We start from the raw sequence: 17031 nt of genomic DNA on the forward strand, positions 1-17031 counted from the left end.
CAGCGCTCCGCGCTATAAATCAAGGATTTGCGACATGAACAATGACACAACACTGACTGATGATACAAGACTTTTAGCTGGCTTTCCCGCGGTATATACTCATGGTTATTGGGCAATCTTTCTGCCACACCGCTTGCAGATCATACGTGTGGATGGCGAGCATCTCAACGATGAGCTGATCAGGGACTTCATAATAACACACGGTCTATCACTTCCCAATTGTGCGCATAGATGCGGAAGTGTAGGGGTCAATCTAACACTCGTCACGACGCGAGCCTGCAATCTACGTTGCAAATACTGTTTTCTCGGTGAATCTAAGACTGAAACTATGTCGCACACGCTGGGTCTAGCAGCAGTAGAATATGCGATAGAGCAGGCTATAGACCGTGGTCAGAACGTCAATGTTAGTTACTTTGGTGGTGAGCCAACTTTGAACTGGTCTCTAATCGAGACTACAGCAGAGCTGCTGGCTTCGTCCCGTGTACAATCGAACCTTCATGTGACTACCAACGGCATTATTAGTCAAGATATGTGCAGTTTCTTTCGGGATTTGAACTTCAGCGTAACCGTTTCCAACGATGGGATACCGGAGTACAACGACAAGGTGCGGGTATTTGCAAATGGAGCCGGCACGTCAGGTCAAGTCCAGCAAACCCTTGCCAACTTGGTCAGACTTGGAGTTAGTTTCAAAGTTAGAATGACTGTAACAGCAGGTAATGTCGAAACTTTGCCAAATGCCGTTGCCTACTATGCAGACTTGGGAGTAAGATTCCTTCACATTGAACCCATGAACTCATCGCAGATGCAAAATGACCGTACCCTTGCTCAACCTAAAGTCGCGGACTTCATTCGTTACCTGACTCATGCGTTTGATGTGGCGAGAGAAAAAGGAGTTGAAATAATCAACTCTGCTTTCATAAGGCTTGTTGAGCCAAGAGAGTGCTATTGTGATGCGGCAAGTGGAAATCGTCTGATTATCCTTCCAGATGGGACTATTTCCCGCTGCTTTGAAGTGCAGAGTTCTTGCCATCCCGAGTGGGACTTATATGCAGTAGGACGGTTTGACACGAGGGCTAAAAGACCTCTGATGTTTTCTGATGCGATGAGTCTGCCTGTTCGTCCTCATGAATGCGAGTTTTGCTTCTCTCGGTACATCTGTGCTGGTGGTTGTCCTGTGAGAAATTCATACAATCAGGCAAATTACTTCTGCCAGATCAGACGAGCGCTATTGCGCGATGTGATAATCAGGATGGATGCTGACGGCAATTCTGTCAGATCGGAGGTTAACAATTCCATACACCGGGGGTAGACAAGCTGCGATAGTAATGCGTAGTGTTTGGCGACAAATCCTAGGCAATAAGATACCTGAAATACATATACGAGCTTCTTTGTCAATGTCAATTGATACTTAGTAATTGATAAAATCATGACTTACGCACCTACTGTACTTGTAGAGGTAGGAACCAGGGCGCTACCCCTACAGATAGTTTTTAGTGATTTAATCTGCGTAAGTCCTAAAAATATCAGACGCTTGTAAAGAAGGCAGACAATTTGATATCGAACTGAACGAGTCATACAACGAAGAATTTAGCAGTTACAGCACTGCAATAAAGCATGAGTTGGATATGATGAAAAATTATTAATCTGATTGAGTGAAACAAAATGCCTTTTAAGATCAATCTACTCTCTCAAAGCCTGCACAATAATGTTGGTAAGATTGTTATAGTACACGGATGGGTTCATTCGTATAGAAAGATGGGTGGCATTGCTTTCTTAGTTGTTAGAGATGGCTTTGGCACGATTCAAGCTGTGGTTGACTCCACTCCAACTTTAGAGATATGTGAGAGCCTGACACGGGAATCGGTGGTGACGGTGACCGGTCTTCTGGTAGCACAAAAAAATGTTGCTCAAGGTGCAGAGATTCAAGCACAATCGATAGAATGTATCGTTGCTGCCGAACCGCCACCTATTGAAATCGATAGAGAAAAGACTTTTAGGAAAATTGATTTAGATATTCTTCTCAAGAATCGAGCTATGAGTCTTCGCAACTTAAATGTAAGGGCAATATTTAAGATTCAGACAGCAATTTGTAAATTGTTTAGGGATTTTTTGGATTCTCAAGGTTTTACGGAAATCCACTCTCCAAAAATTGTAAAAATGGGGGCGGAAGGAGGTTCTGAGGTCTTTAAAATAAAGTATTTTGATGATTTAGCTTATCTTACACAAAGTCCCCAACTTTACAAGCAAATCATGATTGGTGTTTTTGAGAAAGTTTATGAGGTTGGGCACGTCTATAGAGCTGAAGAACACAATACTTCTCGTCATCTTAATGAATACGTTAGCCTTGATGCCGAGTTTGGATTTATTGAATCTGAACAAGATATTATTGTATTACATCAAGAATTACTGAAATACATTTTTGATGGTCTTCAGGAGAGATGTAAGTTTGAATTGGAGCTATTGAGGGTAGAACTACCCCGGTTTACCGAGTTACCCCAAATCAAATTATATGATGCAATTTCTATTGTCAATAATGAATTTAATTACGTTTGCACAAAGCCCGGAGATCTTGATCCTGAAGCTGAACGTCTTATTTGCAAATATGCCAAAAAAAGATATGGGGTAGAACTTGTATACATAACAAGATATCCGGTCAATAAACGACCTTTTTATACAATGCCTGTTAGTCTGGAAGATAGTCAATTGACTAGAAGTTTTGATGTCCTGTTTAGAGGACTAGAAATCACCACTGGAGGGCAGAGAATTCATGACTATCAGCAGATCAAGAATAACATTACAAAATTTGGCTACAGTGAGGATGATTTTCAGGGATATCTAGACTGTTTCAGATTTGGGATGCCTCCTCACGGTGGATTTGGCATGGGACTAGAAAGACTAACAAAGCAAATTTGCCAGTTAGATAATATTCGTTCAGCTACACTATTTCCTCGAGATAGAAATAGAATAGTACCGTAATTTTTACTTCCCAATTACTGAGATAGCATTATTAATCCTTACAGGATGGGGCTTTCAGTAGTTCTTGCAGCGTGCCGTCAGGCTGATCCCATTTCACTCATCATTTCGATAGACAAAAAAGGCGATCGCGCCCTCTGAACACAAACAAACTGCGATCGCCCTTTCTTCTCAAAATCAAGTCGCCACGCCATTATATTTTTTGCCAAGCTGAGAGAGAATTGGCCTCACCATCTCTTCCAAAGACAGCGCCTGTCGCGCATCATAAACACACTTTTCCGATACCGAACAACAATTGTGCCTCTGTCCCATCCAGTTGGTTTTAGGTAGCAGTCCCGTAATGGCTCGCGAATAACTTTTAACCCCACTGCTGCCAAAACCTGATAGGCTAGATCACAGTTTCCACCCTTACCAACTCAAGTTTCCGTGGTCAAAAACCGTGAACCACTCGAAAGTTTAGTCCTCTACCACCTGTTTAAGTGGTCTGTGGTTAGCCCCATGCTCCATGTCTATTTTCGTGGTCGCATTTATAATGCTGAACGGATGCCCCAAACCGGACCCATTGTGGTAGTTAGTAATCATGCTAGTGATTTTGACCCCCCAATGCTGTCCAACTGCGTCAAGCGACCCGTAGCATTTATGGCTAAAGAGGAACTCTTTAAGGTTCCCGTCCTGAAACAGGCGATTTCCCTATATGGCGCTTATCCAGTTAAACGGGGTGCTGGCGATCGCAATGCGATCCGAGCCGCTCTCAATTCCCTAGAACAAGGTTGGGCCACTGGTGTATTTTTGCAGGGAACTCGCACCCCCGACGGTCGCATCACAGACCCGAAATTGGGCGCGTCATTAATTGCAGCCAAAGCACAGGTTCCCCTAATTCCTGTGTGTCTGTGGGGAACTCATGCTATTTTTAACAAAGGCTCTGCTATACCCAGACCAGTTCCCGTCACCGTCAGAATTGGTGAACCTATGGACCCCCCCAAGTCCAGTAAGCGGGAGGAACTAGAGGCGATCGCTCATAATTGCGCCGAAATCATTAATGCTATGCACGATTTAGGGCGGTGAGCCAGAATTTAATCCAAGATTTGCTTTACATCTTAGGACAATAAGGTACAATACCCCCAAAGATTCGCAACTCAATAATGAGTATACGGTCAAACCCCAGACCATGCCAAATTTCCCTGACGACATACTCATCAAGTCGGATTCATGGTAAAATCCAATCATGCCTTACAAAGCTTTCCGGACAAAACTAAAACTCAATGACCGTCAAGCTACCTTGATGGCCAAACACGCGGGGTATGCTCGATTTGTGTTCAATTGGGGATTACACTTATGGATGTCAGCTTATGAAGAGGGACTCAAGCCTAACGTCAACTCCATCAAAAAGGTTTTTACGAATTATGTGAAACCTCAATATCCTTGGATGTCCGAATTGTCTTCTAGAGTTTATCAATATGCCTTCATTAATTTAGGGGATGCCTTTAAGCGCTTCTTCAAAGGAATAAGCAGTTATCCTAAATTTAAGAAGAAAGGCCACCATGATAGCTTTACCCTTGACAATGGCGGCAAACCATTCAAGTTGTCAGGAACTTGCCATAAGCTGCCTTTTGTGGGCTGGGTTTCTACATTTGAGGGTCTACCCGAAAGTTGGGTTAAGAAAGTCACCCTAACGCGCCAAGCAGGGGACTGGTATATGAGCTTTTTCGTAGAAATCACGCCAGAAATTACACCGAAATATCGAGAGAGAATCGGGGTAGACCTAGGAATTAACAATTGGGCGACTTGCTCCGATGGGACCCAATTCTCTAATCCCAAGGCTTATAAAGCAGCGACCAAAAAAATAGCCAGATTACAACGCCATTTAAGTCGCAAAGTCAAAGGCTCGAAAAATTGGGTCAAATGTCTCTTAAAAGTTCAAAAGCTACATCAAAGAGTAGCAAACATTCGGCGGGACACCATTCATAAAATAACTACTTTCTTGGCTAAGAACCACAGCCAAGTCGTCATTGAAGATTTGAATGTGTCAGGTATGCTGAAAAATCATGGTTTGGCGGGTTCTATCGCTGATGCTTCATTTTATGAGTTCCGTCGTCAACTCGGTTACAAGGCAGAACGTTATGGTTCAAAGTTGATTATTGCCGATAGATTTTATCCATCCAGTCAACTGTGTTCTAATTGCGGTTATCGTCAAAAAATGCCCCTAGTCCGTCGGACTTTTGAATGTCAGAACTGTGGCCTGAAGATTGATAGAGATTTGAACGCCAGTAGAAATTTAGAAAAATCGCCTGGTTCAGACGATTACACTTGTGGACGGGGTGCTGCCGACAGTCCCGGACGAAGCCAGAAATAAACATCAATATCCGGCTATGTCCGGTTTTGTTTAAGTTTTATAGAGCAGTTTTGGCAGTACAACAATTAATCAAATCATGGAAGAATTAAAAGCACAATTAGCCTCTAACATTGATCAAGCCGAGTGGGAATGGTTAATTCCCCATGTACAAAGGGATGCAGTCGTCGTAGTCGATCGCCAATTAGATTTATTAGATGTCGGTGTCGCTATTAGCGAGGATCATGTGACTGACGTTCAGCGCTGGATCAGTGAACAACAGATTTATAAACCCTCTCCCCAGCAAATCTCCGATTGGAATGGCGATCAGACTAAACGATTTAATGCCCTAATTATCCAACCTTTTGTTTTGGTACAGGAAGCCTAAAATCATTTATACCCTCGCCATCCCACGACTACCTTAAATTTATGGGTTTTCGGGAACACTGCTCTAATTCTCCCTTATCGCGGATGATCTTTTTCTGATATCAAACAAAGCCTCGCGAACTTCTGGCTTGGACTCGTCAACAAGTTGTCCAGGTTCTACACCTCTTGCGATCGCTGTTTCAAACATACCAACAATATCAGCTTGAGACTCAAATCCTGATAGATCGACTCTCATCCCACCAATTTCACTCCCTATTCTCGCCGCTTTACCCGTCCCAGTTGGGGAAAATTCTGCACTCGTACCGGAGGCATTATGTAGCTTTCCAAAAACATCTCGTTTACCCATCTCAGAGGTTTCACCTCCAATCAAAACGGCTCCTTTTAACCTAGCGGTAAAACAATATTCACCCTGCCTCCGTGAGACAGAGACACCGCCGCTTGCTTCGTCCACTTGCTTCAATCCCTTGCATACATCGGTTTTTCTTTTTGCCCTTCTCCTGGGGCATTTTTATCACCGGAAAATCCGCGAAAACCACGCGATCGCAAATCGGATCTGCCAAAGGTCAATCCCGCAAACCGGCGGGCGCGAAGAAATCCCAGAAACCCAACGCCTCCCAACTGCCGGAACTCGACATCACCACGAAAGTGCGGCCGATCAGTTCCAACAGTATCGACGTGATGGTTCGAGCCAATCCGGACTCGGACAATTAATCAGGGGAGGACATATCGAATTGAGATGAAACGTTTTAGCCCCAATGCAATCGAGTTGCCCGAATATAACGAGGAGGGTCACTATTTTTAATTCGATACCATATTTCCCCATTCTTCTCTGACTTGTGCTCTGTTTGATTATCACTAATTTCGACTACAGCACCAGGCATATATTCTTCTTTCTTATTATTATTGTCATCTCTGGCATGAGCTTTATGCTTGACTATATATTTTTTCATCTCTTGGGGTTTGTCAATTGACTCTCCAAATAATGATTTTCGGCCTTCTTCATTTAATTTTTTTCCCAACAATTCTTTAGATGTAATGATACCTTTCTGCACATTTTCTTCCGCTGTCTTAAGCTGTTTTAACCAATCGGGATCTTTAACTCTTAGATTCTTCCCATCCGTAGTCAGTGTCGTATAGTCAACGACCCGACCGCCAAATTCCGCACCGATCCTTCCGGCTTTACTGGTCCCGGTAGGAGACACCTCAGCCGGAGCGCTCCTCTGATCGTGATACATACCAAACACATCTGTATGAGCCATTCTGGAGGTTTCAGCACCAACTAGTACGCTGCCAGGTTTTTCCCTGCTTGGAGGTCTGTAGTAGATGTACATATGACCGTGTCGGCCATCTGGTAGTATGACATCACCCGCCATATCTTCATTGCCCAGTCCACCCAACGGTATATCCATTCCATAATGTTTGATGGTACTCGTGGCTCCGACTGCACCCTTGAAATCAAAAGTGTTACTCTTGAGTTCCTTCAATGAATTTTGAGTAACCTCTACGTCGTGACTAGAAACAATTCGAGTATCGACCTTTGCTTTGTAATAGTCACTGGATTGATCCGCACCCCTGTGATCATGTGATTTCGGTTTATGTTCTTGGACTTGGGCTGATGAACCACCCAGCAGCCAATAAATAAACTCATGCTCTTTGTCGTTGCCTTGAAGAGGGGGCAAATTGATCATGACGCGACCGCCGTGGGAGAGTGCCACTGCAACGTTCTCTTGCCATTCCTCAAACTTGGGTGTGTGTTGGTCATCACGGTACATTAATCCATGCTGAAGAACAATAAAAACTCGTTTCAGAATGGCAATGGCTGAATCCGTTTGTTCCTGATATTTTTTGGCGATCTCTTGATTTGACTCTGGTATAGTTGTTAAATCATTATTGAGAGCCTTTTCCCACATTTCAGTATCTTTATCATAGATCTCTTTCTTCAAGCCTTCATATTTTTCCTTTTTCTTCTTGGTATCTGCACTAGTGATATCCTCTGCGGCAGCTTCTTCGTACTCTTTTTTAAGTTTCTTCATATTGTGCGCTTCATAACGCAAATATCCGGGGGTTTGACGAAATTCTGCATTATTCTCTCCTAACTCTTTCTGATATGTCGCAATTTGCATACGGTGAATTGGACTCAATACTGCATTTCCACGAACATCAGGCACAATTTTCCTACTCAGTGAGACAAAGTCATGTTCTTCATATCTTTCCCAATCTCCGATCACTCGTTTTTCTTTTGCCACCTTTTCTAACTCTTCCTGGGTAAGAAAACCATTTTGAGATAAGTAGGTTTTTCCTTTGGGAATTTGACTCAACTCTTTGATCGCTTTAACGATCTCATCTGTCAGAAAACCTCTGCCTAAGTCGATTTGCTCGGCAAGATTCATTTTCTTCGATTCTGTTTCACCTTTTTTGTTTTTATAGTCTCGCTTTTCAATTTTTGTCAATTCGTTTATTTGTTTGATATTATCTTTTTGTGATTCTAAAGCCTTATCATTGCTATTGACTCGTTTCTTGTCAGAGATATAAGTTCCATACAACTGCAATCGAGTTGCCCGAATATAACGAGGAGGTTGACTATCTTTAATTCGATACCATCTATTGTTGCCAGCCGGATCGATCTTGTGCTGAGTTTCATCATCACTAATTTCGACCAAATCCCCAGGATTATATTTTTCTCTACTCTTATCATTTTCATCTCTGGCATTATCTGTACCTTTTACTGTATATGTTTTCCTCTGTAGCGTGAGTAAGCCCCCAGTAGCGACGGTTGAATTGTCGTCTTTTTTCGACTGAATTTGACTCCCACCCTGCTGCACCACATGGGTCAACTCGTGGGCGATGAGCTTTTGTCCGCCCCGACTCTCCGGCTGATACTCTCCCTGTTTAAAAAAGATGTCTTTGCCCGTCGTAAATGCCTTGGCTTGGATTGATTGATTCAGTTGATTGGCTGGGGAATTATGATGAATCCGCACCCCGCTCAAATCTGCCCCCATTGCCCGCCCCATTTGGGACTGCAAGTTTTCATCCAACGGCTGTCCGCCGCCCTTTTCTCGCCGAAGGGACGACTCGAAATCGGCAGACACTTCTCCCCCGGCTTCGGCGGTCTGAGGCTTCATCTGTACATCATCATTATCATCATCAAATTCCTCTTCCTCCGACTCTCGCTGTAGGGTATTTGATAACTCTTCTTTTTTCTGCAACTGAGAAATCGTCGGCGGAGTCGATAATTGGGGTTTTTGTTGCAGTGTTTCTTCTTCCTGTTTCTGAACCTCTGTCGTCGCGGGGGGAGATTGGATGCGATCGACAACTACATCCGCCACCCTGTCCGCTTCCTGTTCGTATTTATCCCCGACCGCACCCACAGTCAATTTAGCTTGAATCGGCTGCTGTGGTGTCGAATTTTTCGGGTTATCTCTTTGGGCTAAAGTCTGAAATCTCCCGTGCAGGGGCGATTTTGATTCTGCCTGCATCTGCACGTCTTCTTCTTCCCTGCGCTGGATGGGCTGGGTTGGCATACTATTACCATTGCTAAAAAGGGGAATGCTGCCCAAATCGAACCCGGACGCTTCCCCCTGAAATTCGCGTTCCGGCGGGGGGGCTTGTTTGTCCGGGGGGGCAAAGTTGGCATCCTGAAACGGCCGGGACTGAAATTGTGCCTACACAGGGGCTGCTGGGCTTTCGTTTTGGCGTTTTTTCCGGCGTTGTATTTTCATTTATCGGGACTCCTTATTTGAATTTCATTGAGTTTTTAAATTCTATGTAAACCTGATATATAGGAATACAATATATCGTATTTATTCTGAATAAAAAATAGTTTTTGAAAGATGGCGATTTATTAGAGCCTCTTTTCGTTTTGTGATATAATTCAATAAAATTCTTGCTTTCTTTTTTAAATTGATATTTGCGCTGTCATTCATATCTTCAATGAAATCATCTAAATGAGTACAAACAATGCTATCTTGGGTGAACGCTTCTGAGGGCAGTTGCTCCAACTGTGGTAAGAGAGCATCTACAAATTGACCGAACAGGTCTGGATCAGATGCGATCGCAAACTCCCCCGCATTATACATTCCATTCAGTAACGAAGACCATCTTTGTTGAGCCACAAGATTAACCTCCCCTTTTAAAGACATCAACCAACACAAAAAAGCAAATTGCAATTCTTCCAAGAAATTTGCTATATTTCCATGATGAGTTTCCCGGAAATTTTGTTCAAACCGAGATGGATGATTGGGGGCGAATTCACTCGAAAAATCTGATACAGCGTTTTTATGTAATATGGGTGAATCGGTGGTAATATATTGAGTAAGAGAGTGCCAACCTGGCCACTGATTGGCTGGGTAGGGAACTAATGCCATATCCAGTGCATTTTGATGGGCGAGCTGAGAATATTGAGCCGTCTGTTCCGGGGTATCATCAACCAACTGTTGTTGGTCCAGATCAAATCTTTTCACCAATACCGTTTCAGGTGAAAGATAGCACCAAAAATTTCTCCATTCTCCCCGGTCTAAAATTGCCCCATAATGGAAACCTGGGGGAACTTCTCGAAAGCCTCGGAAACCGCCTTGGATTTGATGCACCAGGAGGTCAAGTTGAACGGACTGCTTGGGAATGTCGCGCAAGATAATATAACTCATCGCTCATTTGGGTGGAATTACATTGGATTTTTGTTTTGGTTATTTTCTCGTTGCTTCTTACGAAAATCGATCTCGACTTGTTTGCCAACTTTAATCACCGTTTCCCGGAGTTGGGCAACCGTTTTAAAACGAGTTTGAACGTATTCAGGAAATTGACTATCATGGAGTTTAACCGTATTTTGTAAATCTGATAATTCTTTCTTCTCTTTCTCATCTAATCCTTTGTCACTCGATTTATCCCTCAATTCTTCTACTTTGGTTTTGTCCGATTTAAGCTTGGCAGCTTCCGCTCCAATCTCCGCCAATTTTTGATAACCAACAGGCTGATTTTTATCCATGATTGGGATCGCAGATTTTGCCATGCGATCGATATATTTTCCGGCTTTCATGGCAGCCTTTATTATCTGATTATCTTGGTAATTACTCAAAACTTTCAATGTATCTCCCACTTGCTCTCGGAAAGAATGAAGATGCTCCTCTTCAGACATAATTAAAGTAGACTCTCCTTTGCCAATTTGTTGTCCGATGACCGAAAAATGAACAGCCCCTTGGGTGAAATAAGCTTCATTTGAATAAATAATAGCTTCAGAGAGGGCGTTTTTTATCTTTATCCCAACTGCTTTTATCGCCGACTCCTTGACATTTTCCGATGATTTTAATTCTTGCAACTCTTGCCGTAATTGACTTACTTTTTGTAATTTTTCTTCATAAATTAAATTGGCAGCCATCATTTTTTTCGACTCTTCTGACTGGTGTTTTGAAAGGTGATTTTTCCCTTGATCCAACATCGCCCGCATTTTTTTATAAACTTCATATCCGCTCTTTTCAATCTCCATAATTTTATCTTGTAAATTATTTGTGTAGTCTTGATAATATTTCTCTGCATCTTGAATTTGAGCTTCAATTTGCAATTGACGAGCGATCGCGTCAGAGGAATCATTTCCTTGAGGGTTTTGTAACATTTCTTGCTTATAGTTATTCCACTCACTCTCGCTCATATAAATTCGCATTTTCAACATTGACCAAACATCTTGGTTTAAAGAAAATGCCTCAAAACCCAACGATTCTCGTGCCTGGGATGAATTTAATTCTTGAATTTCTTGAACGGGCGTTATGGTATTTTGCTCTTGATTCTTATCAAAGGGTTTACCTTTGGGGCTGGGAGTCATAAAATCTTGAGCATAAACATTTACATCATAAACCGTTCCGGGATCTAATGCCCAATTTAACTTCGTTTTGAAATATTTATTAAATAAACTCACTGCTTGAATTGAACCCGCTCCTTTCAGGTTATAATCAATATCAGAAGTTAAAGATGTGCTGCCTGCTGAACCCCAATCCAAAACTCGTTGAGGCTCCAGCTTTTGAAATTGATTTTGTTTCCGTAATTCTTTTTGAATATCTTCTAAAAGTTGATTTGTTTCTTCTTTGCGTAATTTTATAAAAATCTTCATCAGCTTTTTGAAATTATCTAACTTAGCTTTTGCTTCTTTTTTTTCTTTTCCTTGTTTGACCCATTTACTTGTATCCAACAGGTACTCTTGTGCCAGAAACCAGTTAGAATGAAAAGCAGTCTCAAGAATTTTTCTCGCCCCTGGTAAATCCACATTGCCCAAATTATCGGCTTTAGCCCACACAGATTCAAGGCTGTAAAGCAAAGGTAAATCCCTGGCCTTACGAATTGCGTTGGCGTGTTCAATTTGCTTTGGACTCAACTCGCGTTGAATCATCGGATGAATGAAATCGGCTTGAACAGCGCGATTATTTGATGCCCCACCCTGCTGCACCACATGGGTCAACTCGTGGGCGATGAGCTTTTGTCCGTCCCGACTTTCCGGCTGATACTCTCCCTGTTTAAAAAAGATGTCTTTGCCCGTCGTAAATGCCTTGGCTTGGATTGATTGATTCAGTTGATTGGCTGGGGAATTATGATGAATCCGCACCCCGCTCAAATCTGCCCCCATTGCCCGCCCCATTTGGGACTGCAAGTTTTCATCCAACGGCTGTCCGCCGCCCTTTTCTCGCCGAAGGGACGACTCGAAATCGGCAGACACTTCTCCCCCGGCTTCGGCGGTCTGAGGCTTCATCTGTACATCATCATTATCATCATCAAATTCCTCTTCCTCCGACTCTCGCTGTAGGGTATTTGATAACTCTTCTTTTTTCTGCAACTGAGAAATCGTCGGCGGAGTCGATAACTGGGGTTTTTGTTGCAGTGTTTCTTCTTCCTGTTTCTGAACCTCTGTCGTCGCGGGGGGAGATTGGATGCGATCGACAACTACATCCGCCACCCTGTCCGCTTCCTGTTCGTATTTATCCCCCACCGCACCCACAGTCAGTTTAGCTTGAATCGGCTGCTGCGGTGTCCAATTTTTCGGGTTATCCCTTTGGGCTAAAGCCTGAAATCTCCCGTGCAGGGGCGATTTTGATTCTGCCTGCATCTGCACGTCTTCTTCTTCGCTGCGCTGGATGGGCTGGGTTGGCGTACTATTACCATTGCTAAAAAGGGGAATGCTGCCCAAATCGAACCCGGACGCTTCCCCCTGAAATTCGCGTTCCGGCGGGGGGGCTTGTTTGTCCGGGGGGGCAAAGTTGGCATCCTGAAACGGCCGGGACTGAAATTGTGCCTGCACAGGGGCTGCTGGGCTTTCGTTTTGGCGTTTTTTCCGGCGTTGTATTTTCATCAGGATCCCCCCCTAATTTGGCATCGATCACACTCCCACGACAATTCTACCACCAAATAGGTGGATTAACCGGGGTGCGATCGCTCCTCAAAACTAAAATTTCCCTTAAACTTCCGACGGTAATCTTTCTCCCTTCGCCACTGCCTGAATTGTGTCAGCAAAGGACTCCACCAAATAAAACACCAGCCACATAGATTGTATAATCGCGATTTCCGCACTGGGTTTTTCTTCTTGAGGTATCACTAAAACATAGCGAAAATAGAGCAATTCCTGCTGTTCTTGAATCCCAAAACTACCAATAGGCATAGTAGTATTTAGCCTCAAAATAAATGCTCTGAGTTCAGACATCGCCTCCGCTACCACCCCTCCTGGTAGACCTACATAAAATTGCAGCAAATGCACATTCTCCACCTCTTCCTCTACCGGAATAAATAGCAACTCCGCCAGAAGTTGTTTCTCTTCACTCAGCAAAACCAAGAGCCTATCCATTGGATGTTCTGGTGTCGCTGGTTCCCAAGAAGTCGTGAAATTCTCACCATCTATAATCGACTGAATACTCTGTAAATTCATGTAACTTCCTCAAATTTAACTAGCGTTTTTTCAGAGCTTTTTTGACTAACTCCAGTTTCTCTTCCCCGCTCATTCCCTCCATTTGTTTTTCAGGTAAATTCACTAACTTCAGCATGATACCTGGTTCAGCATCATTCATTTTGATTAAGGTTTTAGCCGTGGTTTCGTAACGCTGGTCTTTAGCATCCGTACTCTTGGTTTTATCCGCTTTCATTTTCTTCTTAAACCAAGCCTTAAATTTGGAGAAACCTCCTTTACTTTTAGCTTGCTCATATTGTTGATCTTCCCGTTCTTGTCGGGCTAAAAATACATTATTGATTTGTTCTTCACTCAGCCCCGCCGTCTCCATATCAGCTTGCCATTGCTTATCTTTTCGATCCGCCTTATCTCGGCGATTCTGTTTAATTTTGTTGAATGCAAAGCGTCCCAACTTCGCGATACCACCGATCGCCGCCAGACCCGCACCAACTACCGCCCCGGCTCCAGTTAAATCCAAAGCCCCTGCCGTCACCGCCAGCGCACCTTCAGCCATCCCTAAGCCGCCGCGTTTTTGCTTTTTGGTCTGAATTTCCTTGAGATGTTCCAGAGCAGCATTACGCTCCGACTCACTCACACTACTAAACTGTTTATTTCCCTGTTGTAAGCCTTTAATTAAACCCTTACGCTCCGTAGCTTTAAACGCCTTGAAACCGCCACTGGCAAGATCCATCGCCCCCGTAGCAATTCCCAAACCCCCTGATGCAGCCGCCAAATTAGCTAAGGGTGCGATCGCTCCTTGGGAACCCAACTTGAGGGCATCAGCACCAATTTTGCCTCCCTCAGCCCCAAATTGGGCAATCAATTTACCAACCCCCAAGGTCGTTGTCACCCCGGCTTGACCCAAATTAGCAGCACTTTTAACCCCCCTTCCCAGCGAACGTAAATAGGCACCGCTACCTTTACCCCCCGATTTAGTATCGCCGTAGATACCTTTCTTCCTCTCGTTTAGCCAACTCTTAAAGTCTTTAACTCCCCCTACCGCCTGAGCCGCAAAACCCAAACCACCAGAAACCGCACCAATCCCATCGCCAACAAACTTCCAACTATCACTGGTATTAAGATCCTTGGAAATCCAACTTGGATCTAAGTTAGCAGCACCACCATCTTTCTGAGTCAGATAACCACCCCCAAATTTAGCCACATTTGATGCTAAACCCGCGAGACTTGATCCTCCTTGTAATACTGCTTTACTGCGATCATAATTGTCCTCAGCCTGTCTTAAATCATTCAAAGCTTGGAAGCCCCCCAATATATTGCCAACACCACCCGCTACAGCCCCCGCCATATCACTGCGTCCGCTCAGTACATTTTGATCAGCATCCGACATATTGGCACCAGCTTTTTCAAAATATTTCTGAAAAATCCCAGTTTCCGTATCCCCCGAATTTCCCAAACCTTTAGTAGCTATTTCCCCAGTAATGCTTGTTAACCCCTCAATCACACTGGCTGTATTACCCGTCACATCTGCAGTATCGCTATTCACCCAATTATCCAGTTTATCTACAGGTTTGTTCCCGGTATTATTATCATTAATCGCATTACTTCTCGGTCTTTCTCCTCCCCATCTGTCCATATTTTTTGAGGTAGCAGGCAACTTGAGATTAGCCGAGAAATCCTTAAACTCTTGGGTCATTTTATCTCTGCCTTTCGCCTTTTGTTCAGACAAAAGAATCTGGAGATGCTTTCGTTCTTCTTTACTACTGTTAAAACGCTGAACAGAACCACTATTATTGACACCACCTTGCTGCACCACATGGGTCAACTCGTGGGCGATGAGCTTTTGTCCGCCCCGACTCTCCGGCTGATACTCTCCCTGTTTAAAAAAGATGTCTTTGCCCGTCGTAAAAGCCTTGGCTTGGATGGACTGATTCAGTTGATTGGCTGGGGAATTCTGATGAATCCGCACCCCGCCAAAATCTGCCCCCATTGCCCGCCCCATTTGGGACTGCAAGTTTTCATCCAACGGCTGTCCGCCGCCCTTTTCTCGCCGAAGGGACGACTCGAAATCGGCAGACACTTCTCCCCCGGCTTCGGCGGTCTGAGGCTTCATCTGTACATCATCATTATCATCATCAAATTCCTCTTCCTCCGACTCTCGCTGTAGGGTATTTGATAACTCTTCTTTTTTCTGCAACTGAGAAATCGTCGGCGGAGTCGATAACTGGGGTTTTTGTTGCAGTGTTTCTTCTTCCTGTTTCTGAACCTCTGTCGTCGCGGGGGGAGATTGGATGCGATCGACAACTACATCCGCCACCCTGTCCGCTTCCTGTTCGTATTTATCCCCCACCGCACCCACAGTCAGTTTAGCTTGAATCGGCTGCTGCGGTGTCCAATTTTTCGGGTTATCCCTTTGGGCTAAAGCCTGAAATCTCCCGTGCAGGGGCGATTTTGATTCTGCCTGCATCTGCACGTCTTCTTCTTCGCTGCGCTGGATGGGCTGGGTTGGCGTACTATTACCATTGCTAAAAAGGGGAATGCTGCCCAAATTGAACCCCGACCCTTCCCCCTGAAATTCGCGTTCCGGCGGGGCGGCTTGTTTGTCCGGGGGGGCAAAGTTGGCATCCTGAAACGGCCGGGACTGAAACTGTGCCTGCACGGCGGCTGCTGGACTTTCGTTTTGGCGTTTTTTACGGCGTTGTATTTTCATCAGGATAGCCTCCTAACCATAGTAATGAGCGAATCGCGTATTTGCACGGGGGAATCGTCGGTGCGTTCCCACCGTCACTCACCGAGTTGAATGATAAGGCATGAGTGCGTGCGTGCGATCGCACCCTACACAACCCTCAATTGATAACGGTCGGAACGAAAAGTTATAACCTCACCTTAATTTTAAATCAAAACGGAATTATTCTCCCAATTCTCCCCGAACCAAATCGGCAATTTCCCCGATCCAGTGTTGTCGTTCTCCATGTTCGAGATTCAGAATATCAGCCCGAGACCAGTGGAAATAAAAAGCAATAAAGGCTACCTCCCGATACAAATCCTCTAGGGGGTAGCCCGCCACTCCCCCGTCCGAGAAATCCTTGCTTCTGGTGGATTGATCTGATTATATACCGCCTGTAAATAGTCGAGATCTGGTAAAAACAATCCCTCCAATACATCTGGCGTGACTGGAGAAATCTCCCCCAAGCGGACAATTGCCCGGGACAGCATGACTAAAATCCCGTAGGCGGGATTGTCCAAAACCCGCAGATCCCTTTCCCGGAACAGTTCATCCCACCCTGTCAGCGATCGCATGATTCCCTCTCGATGCCAAGTTCCCTCCTCGTCAAACAATCCGACGGGGAGGGTAAAGGGAAATTGTCTCAAAGGTAAGTTTTCGGGTGACATTAGATGGGGGAGTAGGGAGTAGGGAGTTTGAGAAACCCTGTTTCTAAGAGGGTCTGGAATTCCCATCCGACATCAG

At 44.4% G+C, this 17031-nt stretch carries 14 protein-coding genes; 6 read left to right on the forward strand and 8 right to left on the reverse strand.

Features of this window, described 5'->3' with window-relative positions; genetic code table 11:
- The first annotated feature begins 34 nt into the window (after nt 1–34).
- From HFV01_RS26115 to HFV01_RS26135, 5 genes are all read left to right on the forward strand, one after another.
- Entirely contained in the window at nt 35–1309 is a 1275-nt protein-coding gene (locus HFV01_RS26115) for a radical SAM/SPASM domain-containing protein (protein ID WP_193520523.1), read from the forward strand.
- Between the two features lie 353 nt (nt 1310–1662).
- Nucleotides 1663–2976, forward strand: coding sequence for an aspartate--tRNA(Asn) ligase (aspS, locus tag HFV01_RS26120; RefSeq protein ID WP_193520524.1), 1314 nt, complete (start codon nt 1663–1665; stop codon nt 2974–2976).
- Between the two features lie 423 nt (nt 2977–3399).
- Complete coding sequence (locus HFV01_RS26125; protein WP_006622170.1) at nt 3400–4038, forward strand: lysophospholipid acyltransferase family protein; 639 nt, start codon at nt 3400–3402, stop codon at nt 4036–4038.
- Nucleotides 4039–4198: 160 nt separating this feature from the next.
- Entirely contained in the window at nt 4199–5326 is a 1128-nt protein-coding gene (locus tag HFV01_RS26130; RefSeq protein WP_193520525.1) for an RNA-guided endonuclease InsQ/TnpB family protein, read from the forward strand.
- Between the two features lie 76 nt (nt 5327–5402).
- Entirely contained in the window at nt 5403–5690 is a 288-nt protein-coding gene (locus HFV01_RS26135; protein ID WP_006622172.1) for a DUF2288 domain-containing protein, read from the forward strand.
- A 63-nt stretch (nt 5691–5753) separates the two neighbouring features.
- Here HFV01_RS26135 and HFV01_RS26140 read toward each other — a convergent pair whose 3' ends face one another.
- Nucleotides 5754–6140 (reverse strand): hypothetical protein, encoded by a 387-nt coding sequence (locus HFV01_RS26140; protein WP_006622173.1) that lies wholly within the window; start codon nt 6138–6140, stop codon nt 5754–5756.
- Between the two features lie 35 nt (nt 6141–6175).
- Here HFV01_RS26140 and HFV01_RS26145 point away from each other — a divergent pair, with 35 nt between their 5' ends.
- The gene (locus HFV01_RS26145; RefSeq protein WP_193520526.1) at nt 6176–6400 is read left to right on the forward strand and encodes a hypothetical protein; all 225 of its coding nucleotides are present in this window, start codon (nt 6176–6178) and stop codon (nt 6398–6400) included.
- Between the two features lie 35 nt (nt 6401–6435).
- Here HFV01_RS26145 and HFV01_RS26150 read toward each other — a convergent pair whose 3' ends face one another.
- The 7 genes from HFV01_RS26150 to HFV01_RS26180 form a co-directional block, all read right to left on the reverse strand.
- A complete protein-coding gene (locus tag HFV01_RS26150) occupies nt 6436–9165 on the reverse strand; it encodes an eCIS core domain-containing protein (RefSeq protein WP_318285976.1) in 2730 nt (909 codons plus the stop codon).
- Nucleotides 9166–9489: 324 nt separating this feature from the next.
- A complete protein-coding gene (locus tag HFV01_RS26155; RefSeq protein WP_006668616.1) occupies nt 9490–10332 on the reverse strand; it encodes an AAR2 splicing factor family protein in 843 nt (280 codons plus the stop codon).
- A gap of 17 nt (nt 10333–10349) precedes the next feature.
- Complete coding sequence (locus HFV01_RS26160) at nt 10350–13016, reverse strand: eCIS core domain-containing protein (RefSeq protein WP_193520527.1); 2667 nt, start codon at nt 13014–13016, stop codon at nt 10350–10352.
- 105 nt (nt 13017–13121) lie between these two features.
- The gene (locus tag HFV01_RS26165; protein WP_006622177.1) at nt 13122–13586 is read right to left on the reverse strand and encodes a YbjN domain-containing protein; all 465 of its coding nucleotides are present in this window, start codon (nt 13584–13586) and stop codon (nt 13122–13124) included.
- A gap of 19 nt (nt 13587–13605) precedes the next feature.
- Nucleotides 13606–16272 carry an eCIS core domain-containing protein gene (locus HFV01_RS26170; protein ID WP_193520528.1) on the reverse strand — a complete coding sequence of 889 codons (2667 nt, stop codon included), beginning with the start codon at nt 16270–16272 and terminating at the stop codon, nt 13606–13608.
- Between the two features lie 198 nt (nt 16273–16470).
- The gene (locus HFV01_RS26175) at nt 16471–16629 is read right to left on the reverse strand and encodes a DUF6760 family protein (RefSeq protein ID WP_006622179.1); all 159 of its coding nucleotides are present in this window, start codon (nt 16627–16629) and stop codon (nt 16471–16473) included.
- A complete protein-coding gene (locus tag HFV01_RS26180) occupies nt 16611–16955 on the reverse strand; it encodes a hypothetical protein (protein ID WP_318285978.1) in 345 nt (114 codons plus the stop codon). Before HFV01_RS26180 ends, HFV01_RS26175 begins: the two co-directional genes overlap by 19 nt.
- Nucleotides 16956–17031: the final 76 nt, after the last annotated feature.

It is taken from the genome of Limnospira fusiformis SAG 85.79 (assembly GCF_012516315.1).
Lineage (GTDB): Bacteria > Cyanobacteriota > Cyanobacteriia > Cyanobacteriales > Microcoleaceae > Limnospira > Limnospira fusiformis.

What these genes read in the sequence shown, in the direction of transcription:
- HFV01_RS26115 (WP_193520523.1), top strand. Translation starts at nt 35, where the DNA reads ATGAACAATGACACAACACTGACTGATGATACAAGACTTTTAGCTGGC.
- aspS (WP_193520524.1), top strand. Translation starts at nt 1,663, where the DNA reads ATGCCTTTTAAGATCAATCTACTCTCTCAAAGCCTGCACAATAATGTT.
- HFV01_RS26130 (WP_193520525.1), top strand. Translation starts at nt 4,199, where the DNA reads ATGCCTTACAAAGCTTTCCGGACAAAACTAAAACTCAATGACCGTCAA.
- HFV01_RS26135 (WP_006622172.1), top strand. Translation starts at nt 5,403, where the DNA reads ATGGAAGAATTAAAAGCACAATTAGCCTCTAACATTGATCAAGCCGAG.
- HFV01_RS26150 (WP_318285976.1), bottom strand. Translation starts at nt 9,165, where the DNA reads ATGCAGGCAGAATCAAAATCGCCCCTGCACGGGAGATTTCAGACTTTA.
- HFV01_RS26155 (WP_006668616.1), bottom strand. Translation starts at nt 10,332, where the DNA reads ATGAGTTATATTATCTTGCGCGACATTCCCAAGCAGTCCGTTCAACTT.
- HFV01_RS26160 (WP_193520527.1), bottom strand. Translation starts at nt 13,016, where the DNA reads ATGAAAATACAACGCCGGAAAAAACGCCAAAACGAAAGCCCAGCAGCC.
- HFV01_RS26165 (WP_006622177.1), bottom strand. Translation starts at nt 13,586, where the DNA reads ATGAATTTACAGAGTATTCAGTCGATTATAGATGGTGAGAATTTCACG.
- HFV01_RS26170 (WP_193520528.1), bottom strand. Translation starts at nt 16,272, where the DNA reads ATGAAAATACAACGCCGTAAAAAACGCCAAAACGAAAGTCCAGCAGCC.
- HFV01_RS26180 (WP_318285978.1), bottom strand. Translation starts at nt 16,955, where the DNA reads ATGTCACCCGAAAACTTACCTTTGAGACAATTTCCCTTTACCCTCCCC.